Raw genomic sequence first — 22084 nt, forward strand, 5'->3', positions numbered from 1 at the left:
ACGTCGGCCGCACCAAGCGGTTGTTCACCACCGCGCAACGACGCGCCGCGATCGTGCGCGACGGGCAGTGCACCTGGAACGGGTGCGACCAGCACGCGTCCCGCTGCGAGGTGCACCACATCCGCTGGTGGGACCGAGACAAGGGCGGCACGTCGATCGGTAACGCGGCTTTGCTCTGCAAGCACCACCACACCGAGGTCCACCGTCTCAACCTGAGCATCACCCGCCTGGAGAAACCCCCAGGGTGGACCCGACGCCAACACGCCAAGGCAGAACTCCGTCAGACGGCGAGTGGCGGCAGCGCGTCGGCCATGGGCATCGACGTACCTGTCGCCGGACGCACACCCCTGCGCTACGTGTTCCGCAACCACCGCGGGCAGACCATCAACGCCCCCGACGGCCACAAACCCGACCGCTGACGAAGCGCGGCCCCGAGCTCACACGCCCAGGAGGCTCTGCAGGTTGCGGACCGACTCGCGGCCGGCGCGGTTGGCGCCCACCGTCGATGCGCTCGGGCCGTAGCCGACCAGCTGGATGCGGGGGTCGGCCACCACCTGGGTGCCGTCCATGACGATCCCGCCGCCGGGCGCGCGCAGGCCGAGGGGGGCGAGGTGGTCGAGCGAGGCGCGGAACCCGGTGCACCACAGCAGGGTGCGGGCCTCGACCTGGGCCGGTCCGCCGACCCACCCGTCTCCGGGCTCGTCGGGGGCGTCCCACTCGACGCCGTCGGGGGTGATCCGGTCGAACATGGGCCGTGCGCGCAGGACGCCCGCGGTGATCCCGATCCGGTACTCGGGCGTGAGCGGCAGACCGGTCACGCTGACGATGCTCTGCGGCGGCAACCCGGCGCGGGTGCGCTCGTCGACCTCGGCCACGGCCTCGCGACCGACCTCGGGGGTGAAGGCCTCGTCGCGCCACTGCGGCGGTCGACGGGTGACCCAGGTGGTCGTCGTCACGCGGGCCAGCAGGAGCGTGAGCTGGACGGCGGAGGTGCCTCCCCCGATCACGACCACGTGCCCGTCGGCGAGGTCCTCGGGCAGCTGGAAGTCGTGCGAGTGCAGCTGCCGCCCGCGGAACCCCCCTCGGCCGGGGTAGGCGGGCCAGAAGGGCTTCTGCCAGGTGCCGGACGCGTTGATCAGTCCGCGGGCTCGCCAGACGACCGCCTCGTCGGGCCGCTCGATGCTGCGCGACCGCACGAGCAACCGGTCGCCGTCGGACTCGACGCGCTCCACGCGCACGGGCCGCTGCACGCGCAGCTCGAACGCCTCCTCGTACTGCGCGAAGTAGTACGGCACCGCGAACGCGGCGGGCTCGGTGAGGTCGGGCACCAGCAACGGCATGCCGGGCAGGTCGTGGACGCCGTGCGCGTCGGCCATGGTCAGCCCGGGCCACCGGTGCTGCCAGGCGCCGCCGGACTGCGGGGCGTCGTCGAGCACGACGAACGTCGCGGCGGCGGTCTCCCAGCCGGACTCCCCCACGGCGACCAGGCCGGCGCGGCGCAGGTGGTAGGCCGCGGACAGCCCCGCCTGACCCGCCCCGATCACGGCGACGGTCACGTCCACGGGGCTCGCGACGGAGCCCGGCGACCGGCGCGCCCGCCGCGACCGGCGGGTGTCAGGGGTCCCGTCAGCCATCGTCGGGGGGCTCCCAGAGGCATCCATCGCCCGCCAACGTACCCGCTCACCCGCTCGGCACCCCCGTCGCGGGTCCCGGCCGTGGTGGGATGGGCCCATGCTCGACGACACGTCCGCGCAGGTCATCCTCAGTGCGACGGCCGGTCCGTTGACCACCGCGATCGCCGACGCCGTCCGCGCCCTGGCGGACCGGGCGGCGGCCGTGGACGGCGTCGCACCCCTCTCGGAGCAGCCGCTGCTCTGGCTGACCGAGCCGGAGGCGCCGGTGATCCACCTGCACGCCACCGGACGGGACGGGCTCGTCGGGTACGCCCAGCTGGACGTCGGCGCGCAGTCCTCGGTGAAGGCGGAGCTGGTGGTGGACCCGGCGCACCGCCGTCGCGGCATCGGCCGCGCGCTCGTGGACCGGGCACGTGCCGAGGCCTCGACGGTCCGGGGCCGGGAGCTGCGGGTCTGGGCGCACGGCGACCTGCCGGCGGCGCGGGCCTTCGCGGACGACGCGGACATGCCGGTGGTGCGCGAGCTGCTCCAGATGCGGCTCGACCTGACCGCCCGCCCGCCCGGCACGGCCGCGCTGCCGACCGGCGTCTCGGTGCGGCCGTTCGAGCCGGGTCGCGACGAGGACGCGTGGCGCCGCGTGAACTCCCGCTCGTTCGCCCACCACCCCGAGCAGGGCCGCATGACGTCGGCGGACCTGCGTGCGCGCGAGGCGGAGCCGTGGTTCGACCCCGCGGGCTTCCTGCTGGCCGAGCGCGACGGCGTCCTGCTGGGCTCGGTGTGGACCAAGGTGCACCCGGCGGGCGAGCACGGTCCGGAACCCGTCGGCGAGATCTACGTGGTCGGCGTCGACCCGGACGCGCAGGGACTCGGTCTCGGGCGAGCGCTCACCGCACTCGGCCTCGACCACCTGGCGGCTCGCGGGCTGACCGCGGCGATCCTGTACACGGGCGCAGAGAACACCGTCGCGGTGCACACGTACGAACGGGCAGGCTTCGAGCGGTCCGCGGTCGACGTCATGTTCGGTTCCGATACCCCGAGTTCACCTCCGGGTGTCACGATGGGCGCATGACGGACGCCCCTGCCATCGATCCGGCCCTGGCGGCCCACATCGCCGAGCACATGGCGCAGGCCGAGCTCGACGAGTCCGCCGTGGACCTCGAGCCGCTGCCCCCCGACCGGTTCCTCGACCGCGAGCTCTCCTGGCTGGCGTTCAACCAACGGGTGCTCGAGTTGGCCGAGGACCGGGACATCCCGCTGCTCGAGCGCGTGCGGTTCCTGGCGATCTTCGCGTCCAACCTCGACGAGTTCTTCATGGTCCGGGTGGCCGGCCTGAAGCGTCGCATCGCCACCGGGATCGCCGTGACGGCTGCGTCCGGGCTGTCCCCCCGGCAGGTGCTGGAGTCCATCAGCGAGGAGGCGCACCGGCTGATGGCCCGCCACGCGGCGGTGTTCGCGGAGCAGGTGCAGCCGGCGCTGGCGCACGAGGGCATCACGCTGGTCCGCTGGGACGAGCTGGGCGAGAGCGAGCAGGACCGCCTGCGCAAGTTCTTCCGCCGGCAGATCTTCCCCGTGCTCACGCCGCTGGCCGTGGACCCGGCGCACCCGTTCCCGTACATCTCGGGGCTGTCGCTCAACCTCGCCGTCGTGGTGACCAACCCCGCGACCGGCAAGGAGCACTTCGCGCGCGTCAAGGTGCCGCCGCTGCTGCCCCGGTTCATCGCGGTCGACGCCTCCGGCCGGCCGAGCGCCCCGGACGTCCAGGCCGCGTCCCCGGAGAAGGGGCCGATGTCGTTCGTCCCCGTCGAGGACGTCATCTCCGAGCACCTCGAGCAGCTGTTCCCCGGCATGGTCGTCCAGGAGCACCACACGTTCCGGGTGACCCGCAACGAGGACGTGGAGGTCGAGGAGGACGACGCCGAGAACCTCCTCAAGGCCATGGAGAAGGAGCTGCTGCGCCGCCGCTTCGGGCCGCCCGTGCGCCTGGAGATCGCCGACGGCATCAGCCCGCGCATCCGCAACCTGCTCATCCGCGAGCTCGACGTGGCCGAGGACGAGGTCTACCAGCTGCCCGCCCCGCTGGACGCGACAGGCCTCAACCTCATCGCGGACCTGGACCGCGCCTCGCTCCAGTTCCCCCGGTTCATCGCCTCCACGCCCCGCCAGCTGGCCGAGGTGGAGAGCGCGACGCCCGCGGACATGTTCGCCAAGATCCGCGAGCGCGACATCCTCCTGCACCACCCGTACGACTCGTTCTCCACCTCGGTGCAGGTGTTCCTCCAGCAGGCCGCCGCCGACCCGCAGGTGCTCGCCATCAAGCAGACGCTCTACCGGACCTCGGGCGACTCCCCCATCGTCGACGCCCTGATCGACGCCGCCGAGGCCGGCAAGCAGGTGCTGGCCCTGGTGGAGATCAAGGCCCGGTTCGACGAGCAGAACAACATCTCCTGGGCGCGCAAGCTCGAGCAGGCCGGCGTCCACGTGGTCTACGGCATCGTCGGGCTGAAGACCCACTGCAAGCTGTCCCTGGTGGTGCGCCAGGAGTCCGACGGGCTGCGCCGCTACTGCCACATCGGCACGGGCAACTACAACCCGAAGACTGCGCGGCTCTACACGGACCACGGGCTGCTCACCAGCGACCCGGAGGTGGGGCAGGACCTGACACGCCTGTTCAACCAGCTGTCCGGGTACGCGCCGAAGTCGCGGTTCCACCGGTTGCTCGTCGCGCCCCGCTCGGTGCGGGCCGGCCTCGTCGAGCGCATCGACCGCGAGGCCGCCGCCGCGCGAGCGGGCCAGCCGGCGTGGATCAAGATCAAGGTCAACTCGATGGTCGACGAGGCCACGATCGACTCGCTGTACCGCGCCTCGCAGGCGGGGGTGCCCGTGGACATGGTGGTCCGGGGCATCTGCGCGCTGCGGCCCGGTGTCCCCGGCCTGTCGGAGAACATCCGGGTGCGCTCGATCCTCGGCCGGTTCCTCGAGCACTCGCGCATCTTCGCGTTCGCCTGCGCGACGCCCCCCGCCGACGCGACGTTCGAGGGGCCCGAGGTGTACATCGGCTCGGCGGACCTCATGCACCGCAACCTCGACCGCCGCGTGGAGGCGCTGGTCCGCATCGCCGACCCCGACCAGGTCAGCGAGCTGATCGAGCTCATGGACGAGTCGAGCGACGACGCCACCTCGTCGTGGCACCTGGACCAGGACGGCACGTGGACCCGGCACCACCTCGGCCCGGACGGACCGCTCATGGACCTCCAGGCAGCTCTCATCTACCGGCAACGGCGCCGGCCGGGCACCGGGCGGTGAGCCCCACCCAGGCACCGGTCGTCGTCGAGGCGGCCGGGGCCCTCGTGTGGCGCGTGCGGCTCGGCCGGCTCCAGGTCGCCCTCGTGCACCGTCCCCGCTACGACGACTGGTCCTGGCCCAAGGGCAAGGTGGACCCGGGCGAGACGATCCTCGCCGCAGCCACCCGCGAGGTGGCCGAGGAGACCGGTCACGACGTCGTGCTCGGCATCCCGCTGCCCGGCCTCGAGTACCCGCTGTCCGACGGCCGCCGCAAGCGCGTGCACTACTGGGCCGCCCAGGTGGCCGGCCGCCCGGACGCGGCCGCGCTGCGCGCACGCCCGCCCGTGCCGCCCGCGTCGACCAAGGAGATCGACCAGCTCCGGTGGTGCGACGTCGCCGCCGCGTCCAAGCGGCTCACCCGCGACGAGGACCAGGAGCCCCTGGCCGAGCTGGTCGAGGCGTACGACAAGGGCCGTCTGGACACCCGCGCGCTCGTGGTCGCCCGGCACGGGACGGCGCGGCGGCGCGCGGACTGGAAGGGCACGGAGCTGGACCGTCCCCTCACCCCCGAGGGCCAGCGGCAGGCGCGCGCCCTGGTCTCCGTGCTGTCCACGTTCGGCGTCGGCCGCGTGGTCACCAGCGCGTGGGCCCGGTGCGTGAGCACGATCGCGCCTTACGCCGCCGCGGCCCAGATCACGCCCGAGGTCTCGAGCATCCTCACGGAGGCCCAGCACCTGACCTCGCCGGCGCGGGTGGCCGCGGAGGTGCTCTCACTCCTGGAGTTCGGCGGGGACGCGGTCCTGTGCACGCACCGGCCGGTGCTGCCGACCGTGGTCGACGTGCTGGCACAGCACGCCCGCCGCCCGGTCGCGGACGCCCTGCCGACCGCGGACCCGTTCCTGCACCCGGCGCAGGTGCTGGTCGCGCACGTGGCGCAGACACCCAAGGGCCCGCGGGTGGTCGCCACGGAGACGCACCGGCCGCACGAGCTGTAGCGGGCAGTACCGAGAGGTCACGCCAGGATCGGGTTGAGGATCCAGTAGACGCAGGCGGCCACCAGGGCGGCCATGGGGATGGTCAGCACCCACGCGACGCCGATGTTCCCGGCGACGCCCCAGCGGACCGCGGAGAGCCGCTTGGTGGCGCCCACGCCCATGATCGCGGACGTGATCGTGTGCGTGGTCGAGATGGGCGCGTGCAGCCAGTAGGCGCTGGCGTAGAGCACGGAGGCGGCCACGGACTCGGCGACGAAGCCGCGGGCCGGATCCAGCTCGATGACCTTGCGGCCGAGGGTGCGCATGATGCGCCAGCCGCCCGAGTACGTCCCCAGCGAGATCGCGGTGGCCGCCGACAGCTTGACCCAGAGCGGGATGCTGTCACCCTGCGTGTAGAAGCCGCCGGCGATGAGGGCGAGCATGATGACACCCATCGTCTTCTGCGCGTCCTGCAGGCCGTGCCCGAGCGCCATCGCGGCCGCCGACGCGGTCTGCGCCAGCCGGAAGCGGCGCATGGTGCGGGCGGGCGCAGAGTTCCGCACGAGCCACAGCACGCCCACCATCAGCGCGAACGCCAGGGAGAAGCCGACGACGGGCGACAGGATCATCGGGATCACGACCTTGTCCAGGATCGCGCTCCAGTACACCGTGACCTGGGCGGCGATGCCGGCGCCGGTCAGCCCACCGATGAGGGCGTGGGTGGACGACGACGGCAGACCGAGGCGCCACGTGATGAGGTTCCACGTGATGGCGCCGATCAGCCCGGACAGGACGATGATCAGCGCCTCCTGGGAGCTGACGCTCGAGATGCTGATGATGTCCTCGGCGATGGTCGTCGCCACCTGCGTGCCCAGCAGGGCGCCGACCAGGTTGAAGACGGCCGCCATGATGAGGGCAGCACGGGGGGTCAGGGCACGGGTCGACACCGAGGTCGCGATCGCGTTGGCCGCGTCGTGAAACCCGTTGGTGTAGTCGAATCCGAGCGCGAACGCGACGACGACGATGACGAGCGCGAGCTCCACCTGGCTCAGGACTCCTTGAGCGCGATGGTCTCGACGGTGTTCGCCACCTTCTCGAAGGCGTCGGCGGCGTCCTCGAGCTTCTCGACGATCTCCTTGACCTTCATCAGGAGGATCGGGTCGGTGACCTCGTCGAACAGCTGCGCCAGGAGCTTGCGGTGGATCTTGTCCGCCTGGTTCTCGAGGCGGTTGACCTCGACCCAGTACTCGGCCAGCGACTCCATGGAGCGCAGGCGGGGCATGGCCTCCGCGGTGAGCTCGGCGGCGCGCTGGAGCACCTGCACCTGGTCGGACACCCGCGCGGGCAGCGCATCGACCTTGTACAGGACGATGAGGTCCGCGGCCTCCTCCATGAAGTCCATGCAGTCGTCGAGGCTCGACGCGAGGTTGTAGATGTCATCGCGGTCGAACGGGGTGACGAACGTCTGGTTGAGCCGCCGCATGATCGAGTGCGTCGCGTCGTCCGCCTCGTGCTCGGCCTCGGCGATGCGCTTGCCGATCTCCTTGCGCGTCGGGCGGTCGGCCCCGAGCATCTCGCCGAGGAGGTTGGCTCCGGTGACGAGATGGATCGCCTGAGCGGCGAACAGGTCGAAGAACGTGGTGTCGCGCGGGGTGAGGCGCAGGCGCACAGCGGGCTCCGGAAGACAGGGGGAATCGGCCAGGGCAGGTGGAAACGGCCAGGGAGGAAGGGCGGGATCAGGCTAGGACACGGTCGGGGGAATGCCTAACGCACGCCATCGTGCGCATGGACCCATGGTGACAGCCAGGTGGCGCCTGTGGGTCAGCCCTGAGCTCTGCGAGAGCATGAGCGACGCCGGACCGCGGAGCGCCTCTCGGCGCGTGGCCGCTCGAAGCGGCTTGAGATGGAGCCCGGGGCTACCGCGGCCCGACGTCGCCGCTCATCGTACGCCCGGATCCCGGTCGGGACGTGGGACCTCGGGTGCCGCAGCCGGGCGACCGATGCGCTACCAGCGGGTTCACCCGTGCGCGAGTCCCGGGCGTGGGCGACGTCACTCCAGCCGGCCGGCCCGCCACAGGGACGCGGCGTGCTCCAGCTCCTCCGCCGTCCGCACCAGCGACGCGGCGCCACGGGTCAGCCGGACCGCCGCGGTGGGGTCGAGGTCGTCGAGGTGGTCGGCGTCGAACGCGGCACCCGTGGCGAGCACGCGGCAGAACGCGGCCGCGCGCTCGAGCGCGACATCCAGGTCGCCCGTGTAGACCCCGGAGAGCACCGCGTCCGCCACGACCCGGACGTCGGCAGGTCCCGGGGCGTCGGCCACGCCCGCCACGACGTCGTGCACCGGGGCTGCCGCCACGCCGAGCCGGTACCGGTCGGCGACCGTCGCGGGGTCGCGTCGGACCCACTCGCGCAGCACGTACAGCCGCCACAACGCCCCGGGAAGGCTGTCGGCCGCGCTGTCCGACCACAGGGCGGCGACCACGTCGAGCCCCTCCCGCTCGACCAGGGACACCAGCCGTGCGACGACCTCGGGATCGGAGTTGGCCCGGCCCTGGTGCACCAGGGCGGCCGCGGTGGTGTGGGCCGCCTCGCTGCGCAGCGCCGGGTCGTAGCCGCCCGGCAGCTCGTCCGCCTGCGCCGGGTCGAGCATCGCGGGTCGCCGAGGGCGCTGCGCCCTGCGCGCCCCGGCTCCGTCCGTCCCGTCCATCGGACGATCTTGCACCGGACGCCCTCGTCGAGCCAGCAGGCACGCCTCCGACGTGCGCCCTCACCCGCTGGGGGCCAAGGTGGGAATGATTCCCCGGGAGCGGCTCGGGGGCGCCACGGAGGTATCGACATGTCCCACGCGTCAGGGTCGCCGCAGGGGGCGACGGGAGGCCCGGTCGTCCCGCCGCACCCGTACAAGAACAAGGCCATCGGGCTCGCGGTCGCGGCTGCGGTCGGTGGCTTCCTCTTCGGCTTCGACAGCTCGGTCATCAACGGCGCGGTCAACGCGATCGAGGGCGAGTTCGACATCGACCCGGCCGTCACGGGCATCGTCGTCGCCATCGCCCTCCTGGGCTGCGCGTTCGGCGCGTGGCTGGGCGGCAAGCTCGCCGACCGGTGGGGCCGCACCCGCGTGATGTTTCTCGGCGCGGTGCTGTTCTTCGTCTCCTCGATCCTGTCCGGCATCGCGTTCAGCGCGTGGGACCTGGTCCTGTGGCGCGTGATGGCGGGCATCGGCATCGGCATCGCGTCCGTGATCGCGCCGGCCTACATCGCGGAGATCGCCCCGGCGGCGATGCGCGGCCGGCTGGGCTCGCTGCAGCAGCTCGCGATCACGCTCGGTATCTTCGCGGCCCTGCTCTCCGACCAGCTGCTGGCGACGTCCGCGGGCGGTGCGGCCGAGGACCTGTGGTTCGGGCTCGAGGCCTGGCGCTGGATGTTCATCGTCGCGGTGATCCCCGCCGCGGTGTACGGCATCCTCGCCCTGCGGATCCCCGAGTCGCCGCGCTACCTCATCGCCACCGGCAAGCGCGAGGAGGCCAAGGCGGTGCTGGCCACGACGCTGGCCGAGGGTGACGACGTCGAGGCCCACGTCGCCCAGATCGAGAAGACGATCGAGACCGACAAGAAGCTGGAGTCCCAGGCGAGCCTCAAGGGCCCGCGCTTCGGGCTCCTGCCGGTGGTGTGGATCGGCATCCTGCTGTCGGTGTTCCAGCAGTTCGTCGGGATCAACGTGATCTTCTACTACTCGACGACGCTGTGGCAGGCCGTCGGGTTCGAGGAGAGCCAGTCGTTCATGGTCTCGACGATCACGTCGATCACCAACGTGCTGGTGACGTTCATCGCCATCGCGCTCATCGACAAGGTCGGGCGCCGGCCGCTGCTGCTCACGGGCTCCGCGGGCATGGCCGTGACGCTCGGCATCATGGCGATCGCGTTCACGCAGTCGTCCGGGTCCGGTGAGGACGTCACGCTCGACGGCTCGTGGGGGGTCATTGCCCTGATCGCCGCCAACCTGTTCGTCGTCTTCTTCGGCGCGACGTGGGGCCCGCTGGTCTGGGTGCTGCTGGGCGAGATGTTCCCCAACCGCATCCGCGCCGCGGCGCTCGGTGTGGCAGCGGCCGCGCAGTGGATCGCGAACTTCCTGATCACGGTCTCGTTCCCGCCCATGCTGGCAGCGTTCGGCGCCTCGATCCCGTACCTGATGTACGCGATCTTCGCGGCGCTCTCGTTCTTCTTCACGCTCTGGAAGGTGCCCGAGACCAAGGGCATCGAGCTGGAGGACATGGAAGACGTCAAGGTCGACCGGAACTGGCGGGGTACCAGCGCGTCCTCCTGACGCACGACTGCTGCGCGCGGCCGGGCCACTCCACGGGCCCGGCCGCGTTGCTGTGCTCCCATCCGAGGAATAACCCGGTACTTCAGTTGCTTGAAGCAATTATCGATCGTATGGTTGCACCAAGCAACAAAAGGAGTCCCATGCCGTCCGCCCTGCCCGAGACGCCCCCGCAAACACTGCTGCGGTCCGTCGAGGCCTTCAACCGCGCGCTGCGGGAGTCGTCGCTAGGGGTGGCCCGCGACATCGGGTGCTCCAAGGGCACCCTCGCGATCGTCCGGATCCTCCAGCGTCGCGGCACCCTCCAGGTGAGCGACCTCGCGCACGTCCTGCGCGTCGACATCTCGGTGGCCAGCCGTCAGGTGAGCCAGCTGGTCGACGACGGCCTGGTCGAGCGCGCGGTCGCCGACGACGACCGCCGCGCCCGCACGATCCAGCTCTCCCCCGCCGGCCGGTCGCTCGCGGTGGAGATCGCGGCAGCGCTCGGGCGGCGCGCCGCCGAGGTGTTCGCCGACTGGTCGCCCGACGAGCTGCTCGACGCCGCCGCGACCCTGGACCGGCTCGGCGAGTCCGTGTCCCGCTTCGCCCTTCCCACGGACGCGCCTGCTCCTGTGCACGCCGCTGACGTCCTGACCCCCGCCTGACTCCCCTCCCGACCTGCCGACGTCGCCGGGTCTCCCTGCCAGCACCATCGAGAGCGAGACCATGTCCACCCCCACCCCCACCAGCACCGCGGAGATCACCCCCAAGATGACCCACCGAGAGGTCCTCGAGGCCCTCTCGGGCATCCTGCTCGGGATGTTCGTCTCGATCCTCGCGACGAGCGTCGTGTCCTCGTCGCTGCCGCGGATCATCTCCGACCTGGACGGCACGCAGTCCGCCTTCACCTGGGTGGTCACCGCCACCCTGCTGACCACCACCATCTCCACGCCGATCTGGGGCAAGCTGGCCGACCTCGTCGACCGCAAGCTGCTCATCCAGCTCGCGCTCGCCATCTCGGTGATCTCCTCGGCCCTCGCCGGGTTCTCGCACGACACCGGGATGCTCATCGGCATGCGCGCTCTGCAGGGCATCGGCGCCGGCGGCCTGACCGCGCTCGGCGCGGTCCTGATCGCCGACATCATCAGCCCGCGCGAGCGCGGCAAGTACATGGGCCTCATGGGCGCCGTGATGGGCATCGGCATGGTCGGCGGCCCGCTGCTCGGCGGCGTGATCACCGACGGCCCCGGCTGGCGCTGGAACTTCTTTGTCGGCCTGCCGTTCGCGGTCGGCGCGATCATCGTGCTGCAGCGCACCCTGCACCTGCCGGCACGCACGTCCCGCACGGTGAAGATCGACTACGCCGGTGCCACGCTCCTGTCGATCGGCATCGCGACCCTGCTGCTGTGGATCACGTTCGCGGGCACCTCGTTCGACTGGGCCTCGTGGCAGACCGCCGCCATGGTCGGTGGCTCGCTGCTCGCCCTCGCGCTCGCCGTGTGGGTCGAGTCCCGCGCCGCCGAGCCGATCATCCCGCTGCACCTGTTCCAGAACCGGACGCTGGTGCTGGCCGTCATCGCCAGCATCGCCGTGGGTGTGGCGCTGTTCGGCACGTCGGTGTTCCTCAGCCAGTACATGCAGCTGGCCCGGGGCAAGACGCCGACCCAGTCCGGCCTGCTCACCATCCCGATGATCGTCGGCCTGCTGGTGTCCTCGACGCTCTCCGGGCAGATCATCAGCCGCACCGGCCGGTACAAGAAGTTCATGATCGCCGGCGCCATCCTGCTCACCGCGGGCCTGGGCCTCATGGGCACCATCCACTTCGACACGAGCTTCACGCTGGTCGCGCTCTACCTGGTGATCATCGGCGCGGGCGTCGGCATGCTCATGCAGAACCTCGTGCTCGCCGTGCAGAACACGCTCGACGTCCGGGAGGTCGGCTCCGGCACCTCGACCGTGGCGTTCTTCCGGACGCTCGGCGGCGCGCTCGGGGTCTCCGCGCTCGGCGTCGTGCTCTCGCACCGGGTGACCGACCTGATGGTCCGCGGGCTGGTGGCGATCGGCATCGACCCGTCCGCCATGGGCTCCGACGGAGCGATCCCGGACCTGTCCACCCTCCCGGACAACATCCGGATGGTCGTCGAGCAGGCGTTCGGCAACGCGATCGCGGACCTGTTCCTCGTCGCCGCGCCCGTCGCGCTGATCTCGCTGATCGCCGTCCTGTTCCTCAAGGAGGTGCCGCTGGGCAACCGCTCGGGCATCGAGCAGCTCCTCGAGCAGGAGGCCGCGATGCTCGCGCCGGCCACCTCCGACCAGGCCGTCGACGCCGAGCTGGACGCCCTGACCGACCAGGAGCGGATCTCCACCCGCGACTGACCCGCACAGCAACGCGCCGCCCGGTCATCTCGACCGGGCGGCGCGTCTGCGTCTCAGTGCGGGCGGCGGGTCGCCGCGAGGTCCTCGTTGAGCCGGGCGAGCTGGCGGGCGAGCGCCACGACGTCCGCCTCGCCCCACCCGGTCAGCGCCTGGCGGAGGAACGCTCGCCGGGCCTGCTGCGCGCTGTCGAACCGACGGTGGCCCTCGTCGGTGAGCTCGAGGAGCTGACCCCGGTAGTCGTCGGGGTCGGGCCGCCGGGACACCAGGCCGAGGGCGCCCAGCCGGGCCAGCTGGCGCGACATGGTCCCCCTGCCGACGCCGATCGTCATGGCGAGATCGCTGGCCCGCACACCGGGCGCGGCCGCGATGAGCGCCAGGAGCGAGTAGGCGGCGGGCTCGAGGTCGGGATGGACATCCCGCGAGATCGCTGCCGAGGACGCCTGCGCGCGGCGCAGGAGAAGACCGAGCTCTCGCTCGAGCTGGCGGAACTGTTCGTCGACCACGGGGACATCCTGGTGCCAAAAGCATAGAAATCGTTGCATCGCCACCCAAGTGGGTGAGCGTTTCAGCAGATCACCGACGCCGGAGGGTGTCAACGCCTCCAGCGGCTCAGTGCGACCAGGTGGACCGTTGGCGCGCGACGTGGGCGATCGCCCCGATGCGCGCCGGGTCGAGCCGCGCGGGCATGGCGCGGAAGACGGCCTGCACGTCCTGGCGGGCGATCGCGAACGCGTCGTGCCCCGGCTGGACCGTGCGCACCTCGAGGTCGCCGTGCACGACGACGACGCCGCGCACGGTGATCGCCGCGCACGCCGCGGCAAGCAGTGCGCCCTGCACTCGGGTGGCCTCGAGCCGCGCGTCGCGCAGGTAGGACATGGAGCGGCCGTCGACCTCGAGGGTGCGACCCTCCACGACGACGCGCTGACCGGGGTGCCGACGCTCGGCGACGGTGAAGATGCCGGCCGGACCGATCAGGAGGTGCTCGACGAGGCTCCCCTGGCGGCCCAGCGGCACGTCGTGGATCACCTGCCAGCCCTCGTCGCCCATGCGCTCGAGCCGCGTGCGTACCGAGCTGCCCCGCTCGCCCCGCAGAGCCGAGAGGTGGATCGCGTCCCAGTCCTCCCCGCCGAGCCACGCCTGGAGCGCGGCCTCGTCGAGCGGGTGGAGGTCCCCGAGGGCGGTGGTCGGCATGGTCAGCGCCAGCTCGGCGACATCGGCGCGCAGGTAGGCCTGGGCCGCGCGGCGCAGTCCGCCCTCGAGCATCGGGTCGTCGACCACGACCTCACCGGACTGGAGGTCGACCGATCCGACGCGGGCGCCGGATCCTTGCGTGACATAGAGACGGTCGGCGCCGTACCGCCTCCACCGCCGCACCGTCAGCACATCTTCCACGCGTGCATTATCGGCAGGTACGCGTCTGGACTTCACCTGTGTCGACCATGTGGACGTCGCCCGTTCGGGGTGTCGGCTCCGGCGCGCCGCAGCGCACCCCGAACGAGTCCACTCACGCGTCGGGTCCCATGGTCGCGCCGAGCTTTGTGTTCCGCTGCGGGCGGGTGCGCTGGCGCGCCCCCACCCTCCGCTGCACTCCAGCTCAGCCCTCAGGTCCCATGGTCGCGCCGGGCTTGCGTTCCGCTACGAGCGGGTGCGCTGGCGCGCCCCCACCCTCCGCTGCACTCCAGCTCAGCCCTCAGGTCCCATGGTCGCGCCGGGCTTGCGTTCCGCTACGGGCGGGTGCGCTGGCGCGCCCCCACCCTCCGCTGCACTCCAGCTCAGCCCTCGGCCTCGAACGTCAGGCTGACCGAGTTCATGCAGAAACGGTCGCCCGTGGGGGTCTGCGGGGCGTCGTCGAACACGTGCCCGAGGTGCGACCCGCACCGCGCGCAGCGCACCTCGGTGCGGACCATGCCGAGGCTGCGGTCGGAGATCAGCTCCACCCGGTCGCCGGCCAGCGGCGAAAAGAAGCTGGGCCAGCCGCAGTGGGAGTCGAACTTCGTGTCGGAGCGGAACAGCTCGTTCTGACACGCCCGGCAGCGGTAGACGCCGGTGCGCTTCTCGTCCAGCAGCTCGCCCGTCCACGGCCGCTCGGTCCCGGCGCGCCGGAGCACGGCGAACTCCTGCGGCTCCAGCTCCAGGGCCCACTGCTCGTCGGTCTTGGTCACGTCGTACGTCATCGGATCCTCCTGGGAAAAGTCGGCGTCCTGTGCAACCGTCGGGCGAGGACGGACGTTCCCGACTCGCCGGGATGATCCCTGACCTGCGGTGTCGCTGTTCGCCGGGCACAACGCATACTCTCGGCTCAGCGCGGGCCCCTCCCGGTCCGCGCTCGAACCAGCACACGAGGTCCCGCGTGCCCAGAGCCACCCGCCGTCGCTGGCCGCTGACGAGATCGTTCGCGGTCATCAGCATCGTGGCCATGGCCGTGCTCGGACTCGCCCTCGTCGGGGTGACCTGGAGCGTGATGAGCCAGCAGTCGGTGCGGGACGGCATCGCGACCGCCGAGACCGTGACCTCCTACGCCAACACCATCGTGCCGACCGACTCCTACGTGTCGCCCGACGCGCTCACCCCGGAGCAGAGGGAAGCCGTGCGCGCCGCGACGTCCGGGCTCGGCGAGAGGCTGGTGGAGCTGCGGCTCTGGGCGCTCGACGGCTCCCTGATCTACAGCTCCGCCGACCGGACCACGACCGGCTTCCCCGACGGCGCGCGGCTGGACCTGGTGACGCAGGACGGCGGCCGTCCGAGCGCCCGCGTGATCACCGACGTGCGCGGCGCGGAGGTGGAGGGCGAGGGCGGGACCGAGAGTCGCGTCCTGGACGTCTACGTACCGGTGATCGCGGGCGACACCGCGGAGCGCGACCCGGCACGCCCGCGCGAGGACGTGATCGGCGCGGCGGAGGTGATGCTCAACCACGACGCCGCCGGCGTGGCCCTCGCCGACGCCGTCCGCACCGTGTCCCTGGTGGTGGCCCTGGGCCTGCTGGCGCTGTGGACCGTCCTGTTCCGGACGGTGTGGACCGCGTCCCGCCGGCTCCAGGCGACCGCGCTGGAGAATGCCCGGCTGGCCCTGCTCGACTCGCTCACCGGCCTGCCCAACCGGCGCATGCTCGCCGAGCGGATGCGCCGAACCATCCTCGAGGCCGAGGAGACGGGCTCGCGCGTCGGCCTGATGCTCCTCGACATCGACCGGTTCAAGGACATCAACGACTCGCTCGGCCACGACCGGGGCGACGAGCTGCTCGAACAGGTGGCCGAGCGGCTGCGCGGCGCGCTGCGGGACGAGGACATCGTGGCGCGGCTCGGCGGCGACGAGTTCGCGATCCTGCTGCCCGACGTCCGCTCCGTGGCCAACGCCGAGCGGCTGGCCCGCCGGGTGCGCGGACTGTTCGTCCCGCCGTTCATGCTCGGCGAGCTGCCGCTGCACGTGGACACGTCCGTCGGTGTCGCCTGCCTGCCGGACCACGCCACGGACCCGTCCTCGCTGATGCGCACCGCGGACGTCGCGATGTACGCGGCGAAGCACCGCCGTACCGGCGTCTCGGTGTACTCGGCCGACGAGGACGACTCGTCGCCGGCCCGCCTGGTCCTGCTGGGCGACCTGCACCGCGCACTGACCCCCGCGGCCGACGCCCCGCGCGAGCTGCGCATGCACTACCAGCCGAAGATCGAGCTGGCGACGGGCCAGACCGTCGGGCTCGAGGCGCTGATGCGCTGGGTGCACCCGACGCGCGGAGTGCTGCCGCCCACCACGTTCATCCCCCTGGCCGAGCAGTCCGGCCTCATCCACGACGTCACCCGCTACGCGCTCACGGAGTGCGTGACGCAGCTCGCGGCGTGGCGCGCCGAGGGCCGCGCGACGCCCGTGGCGGTCAACCTGTCGGCGCACGACGTGACGACCGCGGCGGTGGTGGACCTCATCGAGTCGCTGCTGGACGAGCACTCCGTGCCGGCGGACCTGCTCGAGGTCGAGATCACGGAGACCGCGCTGGTGGCCGACCCCTCCCGGGTGGTCCCGGTGCTCGAGCGGCTGGGCGCGCTCGGCATCCGCGTGGCCATCGACGACTTCGGGATCGGCAACACGTCGATCTCCCAGCTCCGGGACCTGCCGGTCGACGAGCTGAAGATCGACCGGCTGTTCGTCTCCGACCTGGGCGCCGACGGCCGGGAGGGCTCGGAGGTGGTGGTGCAGGCGATGGTGGACCTGGCGCACTCGTTCGACCTGCGGGTGGTCGCCGAGGGTGTCGAGGACGAGTCCACGGCCGTCATCCTGCGCAGGCTCGGCGTCGACCAGGCGCAGGGCTTCCTCTACTCGCAGGCGGTCCCGGCCGGCGACCTCCCGCTGACGCAGTCGGTGCCGCGGCCGCGACGGGGCAGGGGCGTCCGCACCGGTGCCGCGATGGCGTCGACCCCGACCACCAGCACCCGCCACACACGACCGCCGCGGCCGCCGGGCGCGCCGGTCGCAGACAACCCGAACGGGTGAGTATCGTGCGTTCGCCTCAAGTCGGGCCCCGAGGTGCCGATACAACCTTCTCGACTCTCGCCCCAAGGGGGGTTCCCGCATGATGGACGACCTGCTCCAGGAGATGATCGACCCCGCACCGGTGCACCACGACGCACCGCGTCGTCGGCGCCTGTGGACCACCGTGGCGATCGTCGGCCTCGCGGCCATCGGTGCAACCACGCTGACGACGTCCGCCATCTTCACGGACAACGATGCGGCGTCGGCCTCGATCTCGACCGGAACGGTGGATCTCGCCCTCGGGCAGCCCACCACGTTCGCGTTCGACTCGGTGAACCTCGCTCCCGGCGACTCCACCTATGCCCCGATCGAGGTCCGGAGCGACGGTTCGCTCGCGCTGCGGTACTCGATCTCCTACTCGGCCAGTGTCACGCCGAGCGGAATCGCGGGCCCCACTCTCGCGCCCGCACCGACGGTCGGCGACCTCCGGGACGTCCTCGAGCTGTCGGTGTTCGAGGTCGCGGACGCGGCGGGGTGCAGTGCCACCACCATCGGCACGGCTACTGCAGTCGCCCTTCACCCCGACGTGGCGACGAACAGTTGGCCCACCCTCACCGCGCCGCTCGTGGGCAGCAGTACCCAGGGCGACCAGCCGGGCGACCGCGAGCTCGAGGTCGACACCCCCTCCGAGTGGCTGTGCTTCAAGGTCGACCTACCCCTGCTGCTGGCCGACAACAGCTACCAGGCCACCGGCGCGACACTCGACCTGACGTTCAACGCCGAGCAGGTCGTCAACAACCCCTGAGCTGATGTCCCCTTGGTCGGACGGGCGCCGTGACGCCCCCAACGTCGACCGGCGCGCGCCGCGCGTCGTCGGTCGACGCCGTCGTCGCGTCTCGAAGCCCGTCTGGCGTCGGCTGACCGGCGTCGCCCTGTGGGTGGTCATCGGCGTCTGCGGGGCCGCGTACGCGACGTCCCTGGCCATCCCGTTGTGGTACCAGCTGCACCAGCAGCGCCTGCTCATCGTGACGTCGGGCTCGATGGCGCCGAAGTTCGATGCGGGCGACGCCGTGGTGCTCCGTGCGATCTCCGACGAGTCGGACCTGAAGGTGGGTCAGATCATCTCGTTCTGGCCCACCGGCGAGTCCACCCAGCTGGTCACCCACCGGATCGTGGCACTGCGCGCGCTGCCCGACCTCGAGGAGGCCGCGGACGGGCGGATGGTCCCTGAGCGCGACGCGAACGGGGATCCGGTGACGAAGTTCTACGTCGTCACCAAGGGCGACGCCAACAGCGAGGCTGACGTCAACGCGACGCCGATCGGCCGCGTCCGAGGGGTGCATCTCGGCGTGCACAAGGGGTGGGGCTGGGTCCTGCAGTGGGCGGGTTCCGCGCAGGGACGCGCGACGATGCTCGTTCCGCCACTGCTCGCGCTCGCTACGCTGGAGCTGCTCGCGCTGGGCGACGGACGACGCGACCGGCGCGCGGACCCGGTCTCCGGGAACCCGACGGGAACGGACAGGAGGTTCGATGAGCTCCTCCTCGACTGACCGTCCGCGCCGCAGCTTCTGGTCCGTGGACCGCGCCGGCCTGATCCGGCTCGGCGTCGCCGTCGCGCTGGCGGTCGCCGCGCTCGTGAGCCCGCACGTGGGTTCGACCTCCGCGCAGTTCACTGACAGCACCGAGGTATCGATCACGTTCACCGTCACGCCGACACCGACTCCGGAGCCGTAGCTCCGGCTCCTGACGGAGCCGGAGCCCGGACCGTCAGGACCGCAGGCCGCGTGCTCCGAGCAGCACGGCGTCGGGGTCGTACACCAGCGAGAGCATCTGGAGCCGGCGCGCCACCTCCGGCGGGAACACCCGCTCCACCCACTGCGGCCCGGCCGTGTCGGTGAAGTTGGGCAGGCCGCCGGTCAACGCCCAGTCGGCGAGCCCGCCGTGCACGCGCGCGGTGTCCGCAGTGACCACCTGGGCGATCTCCGGGATCATCACGCCGATCGTGAAGAGCGAGTACGCCGCGTCGCGGTGCGGGAACGCGCTGGGCACCCCTCGGTCGTCGCGGACCTTGCCGCCCAGCTGACGCACCTCGACCATCGCCTGGGCGGTCTGCGCGTCCGGGCCCACCAGCTCGAGCAGGCGTTCGGCGCCGTCGGCCCCGAACGAGTGCAGCAGGCTGTGGTGCTCGTGCAGCGGCATCGGCTCCACCGGGTCGCTGTGCACGTCACCGAGCGACGAGTACGGCATCGCCTGCACCGTGTCGATGAGCGGCGCGGCGACCGAGCGGATGGCCCGGATCATCTCCTCGCCCACCGCGGGGTCACCCGTCCAGGCGAAGCGCACCGACACCGACATCGTCGCGCGCAGCGGCTCGGGGAAGATCGGCAGGTCCGGCAGCCGCATCACGGCGATCGACGTGGTCCCCTCCTCCGGCAGCAGCTCGCACCACTGGCTCCACGTACGGATCACCGCGGCCGCGTCGGCGGCGGCGAACCACAGGGCGCCCGCGTAGATCTCCGGCTGGTCGACGAGGTCGATCTCGACCGCCGTGACGATGCCGAGCGAGCCCTTGCCCCCGCGCAGGCCCCAGAACAGGTCCGGGTGGCTCGCCGCGGTGACGCGACGGAACTCCCCGTCGCCGGTGACCAGCTCGAACGCGCGCACCGTGTCGGACGCGAGCCCGTGGGTGCGGGCGACCGGGCCGAGGCCACCGCCGGTCAGGTAGCCGACGACGCCGACGTCCGGCGACGACCCGGCCAGGCCGGCGAGCCCGTGCGGCCCGCACGCCGCCAGGACGGCAGCCCACTTCACGCCGGCGCCGATGCGCGCCCAGCGCTCGTCGGCGTGGATCGTCACCTCGTCCAGGGCGGTGGTGCTGACGAGGATCGCGTCCTGCATCGTCTCGGTGGCGCCGTGGCCGGTGCCCTGGACGGCCACCTGGACGCCCGCGGTGGCCGCGAGCCGCAGGGTGCCGCTGATGTCGTCGGCCCCGCGAGCGGCGACGACAGCCACGGGGCTGATCGCCTTGAGGAGGTTGCTGGTACCCGTGAGGGCGGCGTACGCCTCGGTGCCGGGCAGGTGCACAGGGACGCCGGAGTCGGCGAGCGCCTGGATGGCTGCGGCGGTGGCCGGACGGTAGTCCGCACCGATCGGCGAGCTGAGGATGGTCATGGTCGTGCCCTTTCCTGTCCGCGCCGTCGGTCGGCGCACGGGCAGAAGGGGACCGGGCCTCGGCCGCCTGATACATCCGAGATGTCCGAAGTTACGCAGCAGTACGTCAGCCCGGGGGCGTGGCCGGCACCGTGATCGAGAACGTGGTGCCCTCGCCCAGGGTGCTGGTGATGTCCAGCGTGCCGCCGTGGGCGTCGATGATCGCCTTGGTGATCGACAGCCCGAGCCCGACTCCGGGGATGGCCCGGCGCGTGGCCGTCGACGCCCGGAAGAAGCGGTTGGTCAGCTGCGACAGCTCGTCGGGTGGGATCCCGATGCCGCTGTCCGCGACCTCGACGACCGCGCCTCCGCGCACACCCGGGGCGACGGTGAGCCGGACCGTCCCGCCGGAGGGCGTGAACTTGATCGCGTTGGAGAGCAGGTTGTCGACGGCCTGCGCGAGCCGCACCGGGTCGGCGTCCAGGGGCGTGGAGGTCACCGACGGCACGAGCTCGATGCCCGCCGCCTCGGCCACAGGCGTGGCCGCCGCCACGGCCGCGGACACGATCTCGGCGGCGTCGATCCGCTGCGGCGCGATGGAGAACCGGCCGGCGTCCACCTGGGCGCTGAGCAGGAGGTCACCCACGAGGCGCAGCTGGCGCCGGGCGTTGCGCTCGATGACGGTGAGGTACTCCCGCTGCTCGTCGGACAACGGGTCGGTGCCGTCCGTGAGCAGCTCGAGGTAGCCGAGCACCGACGTCAGCGGAGTGCGCAGCTCGTGGCTGACCAGGCTGACGAACTCGTCCTGGAGCCGCGAGGCCTCCCGCTCGGAGGTGACGTCCGTGGCGACGACGACGTAGCCGCTGGTCGTGCCGTCGGACTCGGCGCGCCGGGTGACCGCGAGCCGGACCGTCATCCGGGCACCGTCGCGCGCGACGTACGTCCAGTCCCGCACCTCCGGCCGGCCCGCGAGCGCCGGTGCGACCAGCGCGTCCACCAGGGTCTGGGGGTGGTCGATAGGGCTGTTGTCGGAGAACAGCATCTCGCGGCGCGCCTCCAGCTCGGCGCGGTCGTGGAAGTCGGTCAGGCGCATGCGTCCGACGACCTCGCCCTGTCCGTACCCGAGCAGCGCCTCGGCCCCGGCGTTGAACACCTCGACCATGCCGGTGGCGTCGGTCGCGATGATGGCCTGCTCGGTGGCCGAGTCGATCACGGAGACCAGCTGGTCGCGGGCCGCGCGCCGCTGGTTGGCGACCCGTGCGAGCTCGACGGCGTCGGCGCGGGCACGGTCCAGCAGCGTCGCCTGGTCCATCTGGAGCGAGAGCAGGGCCCGGCTGCGGGCCCGGAGCCGGGCGGTGATCTCGTGCACGGTGGCGGCGACGACGAAGGCCACCAGGGTGACGAACAGGGTCCGGATGACCGTGTCCGTGGTGACGGGCACGCTCGAGAGCAGGACCGGCGAGAACACGACCCCCGCGACGCCGGCCGTGGCCAGCACGATCCCTCGACGGCCCGTCTCGGACGCGAGCGCGATCACGGGGAAGAACACGAGCGTCGTGTACGGCGATCCGGGCCCGCCGGTCCCGGACCGCAGGAGGGCCACGGCCAGCAGCTGGACCATCGGCAGGATGTCCTGGGCACCCTCGGGCCACCGGCTCCAGGGCAGCAGCCGCGCCGCCACCAGCTGGCCCGCGGTGAGCACCCCGGCGATCAGGACCTCGACCGGGCTCGTCACGCGAGCTCCCGGGATCAGCAGCGTGAGCACCGCGACGAAGAACATCCCGACGAACGGCAGCTGTCGCTCGACCACGTCGCCGTCCGGGCCGAGGTGCCGGGCCAGGCGTCGCAGGTAGCGGGAGGTCGTCGTGACCAGGTCGGTGCGCTCGCTGGACCAGATCTCGCTCAT

At 72.1% G+C, this 22084-nt stretch carries 20 protein-coding genes; 11 read left to right on the top strand and 9 right to left on the bottom strand.

Going from position 1 to position 22084, the window contains the following annotated elements; genetic code table 11:
• Positions 1-419, top strand: a 419-nt coding sequence (locus HP550_RS00450) for an HNH endonuclease signature motif containing protein (RefSeq protein WP_175345634.1), incomplete at its 5' end; no start/stop codon positions are given.
• A gap of 18 nt (positions 420-437) precedes the next feature.
• Here the strand turns inward: HP550_RS00450 and HP550_RS00455 are convergent.
• Positions 438-1634, bottom strand: coding sequence for an NAD(P)-binding domain-containing protein (locus tag HP550_RS00455; RefSeq protein ID WP_175345635.1), 1197 nt, complete (start codon positions 1632-1634; stop codon positions 438-440).
• A gap of 97 nt (positions 1635-1731) precedes the next feature.
• Here HP550_RS00455 and mshD point away from each other — a divergent pair, with 97 nt between their 5' ends.
• Genes mshD through HP550_RS00470 form a run of 3 tightly spaced genes read left to right on the top strand, consistent with a single transcriptional unit; the run spans position 1732 to position 5911 of the window.
• Positions 1732-2703, top strand: a complete 972-nt coding sequence (gene mshD / locus HP550_RS00460) for a mycothiol synthase (protein ID WP_175345636.1) — start codon at positions 1732-1734, stop codon at positions 2701-2703.
• The gene (locus HP550_RS00465) at positions 2700-4937 is read left to right on the top strand and encodes an RNA degradosome polyphosphate kinase (RefSeq protein ID WP_175345637.1); all 2238 of its coding nucleotides are present in this window, start codon (positions 2700-2702) and stop codon (positions 4935-4937) included. The genes mshD and HP550_RS00465 overlap by 4 nt, the downstream gene beginning before the upstream one ends.
• Complete coding sequence (locus HP550_RS00470) at positions 4934-5911, top strand: NUDIX domain-containing protein (protein ID WP_175345638.1); 978 nt, start codon at positions 4934-4936, stop codon at positions 5909-5911. The genes HP550_RS00465 and HP550_RS00470 overlap by 4 nt, the downstream gene beginning before the upstream one ends.
• A gap of 17 nt (positions 5912-5928) precedes the next feature.
• On the opposite strand, the gene HP550_RS00475 is transcribed toward HP550_RS00470, so the two are convergent.
• From HP550_RS00475 to HP550_RS00485, 3 genes are all read right to left on the bottom strand, one after another.
• Positions 5929-6933, bottom strand: a complete 1005-nt coding sequence (locus HP550_RS00475) for an inorganic phosphate transporter (protein WP_175345639.1) — start codon at positions 6931-6933, stop codon at positions 5929-5931.
• Between the two features lie 5 nt (positions 6934-6938).
• A complete protein-coding gene (locus HP550_RS00480; RefSeq protein WP_175345640.1) occupies positions 6939-7559 on the bottom strand; it encodes a DUF47 family protein in 621 nt (206 codons plus the stop codon).
• A gap of 381 nt (positions 7560-7940) precedes the next feature.
• Entirely contained in the window at positions 7941-8540 is a 600-nt protein-coding gene (locus tag HP550_RS00485; protein WP_175345665.1) for a hypothetical protein, read from the bottom strand.
• Between the two features lie 186 nt (positions 8541-8726).
• On the opposite strand from HP550_RS00485, the gene HP550_RS00490 reads away from it, so the two are divergent.
• The 3 genes from HP550_RS00490 to HP550_RS00500 all read left to right on the top strand — a co-directional run bounded on the left by HP550_RS00490 (position 8727) and on the right by HP550_RS00500 (position 12566).
• Complete coding sequence (locus HP550_RS00490; RefSeq protein WP_175345641.1) at positions 8727-10214, top strand: sugar porter family MFS transporter; 1488 nt, start codon at positions 8727-8729, stop codon at positions 10212-10214.
• A gap of 140 nt (positions 10215-10354) precedes the next feature.
• Positions 10355-10855, top strand: a complete 501-nt coding sequence (locus HP550_RS00495) for a MarR family winged helix-turn-helix transcriptional regulator (protein ID WP_175345642.1) — start codon at positions 10355-10357, stop codon at positions 10853-10855.
• 61 nt (positions 10856-10916) lie between these two features.
• Positions 10917-12566 (top strand): MFS transporter, encoded by a 1650-nt coding sequence (locus tag HP550_RS00500; protein WP_246280335.1) that lies wholly within the window; start codon positions 10917-10919, stop codon positions 12564-12566.
• Positions 12567-12619: 53 nt separating this feature from the next.
• Here HP550_RS00500 and HP550_RS00505 read toward each other — a convergent pair whose 3' ends face one another.
• From HP550_RS00505 to msrB, 3 genes are all read right to left on the bottom strand, one after another.
• Positions 12620-13069 carry a MarR family winged helix-turn-helix transcriptional regulator gene (locus HP550_RS00505; RefSeq protein WP_343047872.1) on the bottom strand — a complete coding sequence of 150 codons (450 nt, stop codon included), beginning with the start codon at positions 13067-13069 and terminating at the stop codon, positions 12620-12622.
• Positions 13070-13175: 106 nt separating this feature from the next.
• Complete coding sequence (locus tag HP550_RS00510; protein WP_175345644.1) at positions 13176-13958, bottom strand: NERD domain-containing protein; 783 nt, start codon at positions 13956-13958, stop codon at positions 13176-13178.
• Between the two features lie 380 nt (positions 13959-14338).
• The gene (gene msrB, locus HP550_RS00515) at positions 14339-14740 is read right to left on the bottom strand and encodes a peptide-methionine (R)-S-oxide reductase MsrB (protein ID WP_175345645.1); all 402 of its coding nucleotides are present in this window, start codon (positions 14738-14740) and stop codon (positions 14339-14341) included.
• 176 nt (positions 14741-14916) lie between these two features.
• On the opposite strand from msrB, the gene HP550_RS00520 reads away from it, so the two are divergent.
• From HP550_RS00520 to HP550_RS00535, 4 genes are all read left to right on the top strand, one after another.
• Entirely contained in the window at positions 14917-17049 is a 2133-nt protein-coding gene (locus HP550_RS00520) for a putative bifunctional diguanylate cyclase/phosphodiesterase (RefSeq protein ID WP_343047874.1), read from the top strand.
• A 79-nt stretch (positions 17050-17128) separates the two neighbouring features.
• Entirely contained in the window at positions 17129-17833 is a 705-nt protein-coding gene (locus HP550_RS00525; protein WP_175345646.1) for a TasA family protein, read from the top strand.
• 4 nt (positions 17834-17837) lie between these two features.
• Positions 17838-18578: a signal peptidase I gene (locus HP550_RS00530; protein WP_175345647.1), complete on the top strand. Its 741-nt coding sequence runs from the start codon at positions 17838-17840 to the stop codon at positions 18576-18578.
• Complete coding sequence (locus HP550_RS00535) at positions 18559-18762, top strand: hypothetical protein (RefSeq protein ID WP_175345648.1); 204 nt, start codon at positions 18559-18561, stop codon at positions 18760-18762. Before HP550_RS00530 ends, HP550_RS00535 begins: the two co-directional genes overlap by 20 nt.
• A 33-nt stretch (positions 18763-18795) precedes the next feature.
• Here the strand turns inward: HP550_RS00535 and HP550_RS00540 are convergent, their stop codons facing one another.
• Both HP550_RS00540 and HP550_RS00545 read right to left on the bottom strand, forming a co-directional pair.
• Complete coding sequence (locus HP550_RS00540; protein WP_175345649.1) at positions 18796-20199, bottom strand: FAD-binding oxidoreductase; 1404 nt, start codon at positions 20197-20199, stop codon at positions 18796-18798.
• Between the two features lie 106 nt (positions 20200-20305).
• Positions 20306-22084 carry a sensor histidine kinase gene (locus HP550_RS00545; protein WP_175345650.1) on the bottom strand — a complete coding sequence of 593 codons (1779 nt, stop codon included), beginning with the start codon at positions 22082-22084 and terminating at the stop codon, positions 20306-20308.

The sequence above is a fragment of the Cellulomonas humilata genome, assembly GCF_013359775.1.
In the GTDB taxonomy this organism is placed as follows: Bacteria; Actinomycetota; Actinomycetes; order Actinomycetales; family Cellulomonadaceae; genus Cellulomonas; species Cellulomonas humilata.

What these genes read in the sequence shown, in the direction of transcription:
- HP550_RS00455 (WP_175345635.1), bottom strand. Translation starts at nt 1,634, where the DNA reads ATGGCTGACGGGACCCCTGACACCCGCCGGTCGCGGCGGGCGCGCCGG.
- mshD (WP_175345636.1), top strand. Translation starts at nt 1,732, where the DNA reads ATGCTCGACGACACGTCCGCGCAGGTCATCCTCAGTGCGACGGCCGGT.
- HP550_RS00465 (WP_175345637.1), top strand. Translation starts at nt 2,700, where the DNA reads ATGACGGACGCCCCTGCCATCGATCCGGCCCTGGCGGCCCACATCGCC.
- HP550_RS00485 (WP_175345665.1), bottom strand. Translation starts at nt 8,540, where the DNA reads ATGCTCGACCCGGCGCAGGCGGACGAGCTGCCGGGCGGCTACGACCCG.
- HP550_RS00490 (WP_175345641.1), top strand. Translation starts at nt 8,727, where the DNA reads ATGTCCCACGCGTCAGGGTCGCCGCAGGGGGCGACGGGAGGCCCGGTC.
- HP550_RS00495 (WP_175345642.1), top strand. Translation starts at nt 10,355, where the DNA reads ATGCCGTCCGCCCTGCCCGAGACGCCCCCGCAAACACTGCTGCGGTCC.
- HP550_RS00500 (WP_246280335.1), top strand. Translation starts at nt 10,917, where the DNA reads ATGTCCACCCCCACCCCCACCAGCACCGCGGAGATCACCCCCAAGATG.
- msrB (WP_175345645.1), bottom strand. Translation starts at nt 14,740, where the DNA reads ATGACGTACGACGTGACCAAGACCGACGAGCAGTGGGCCCTGGAGCTG.
- HP550_RS00525 (WP_175345646.1), top strand. Translation starts at nt 17,129, where the DNA reads ATGATGGACGACCTGCTCCAGGAGATGATCGACCCCGCACCGGTGCAC.
- HP550_RS00530 (WP_175345647.1), top strand. Translation starts at nt 17,838, where the DNA reads ATGTCCCCTTGGTCGGACGGGCGCCGTGACGCCCCCAACGTCGACCGG.
- HP550_RS00535 (WP_175345648.1), top strand. Translation starts at nt 18,559, where the DNA reads ATGAGCTCCTCCTCGACTGACCGTCCGCGCCGCAGCTTCTGGTCCGTG.
- HP550_RS00540 (WP_175345649.1), bottom strand. Translation starts at nt 20,199, where the DNA reads ATGACCATCCTCAGCTCGCCGATCGGTGCGGACTACCGTCCGGCCACC.
- HP550_RS00545 (WP_175345650.1), bottom strand. Translation starts at nt 22,084, where the DNA reads ATGAGCGAGATCTGGTCCAGCGAGCGCACCGACCTGGTCACGACGACC.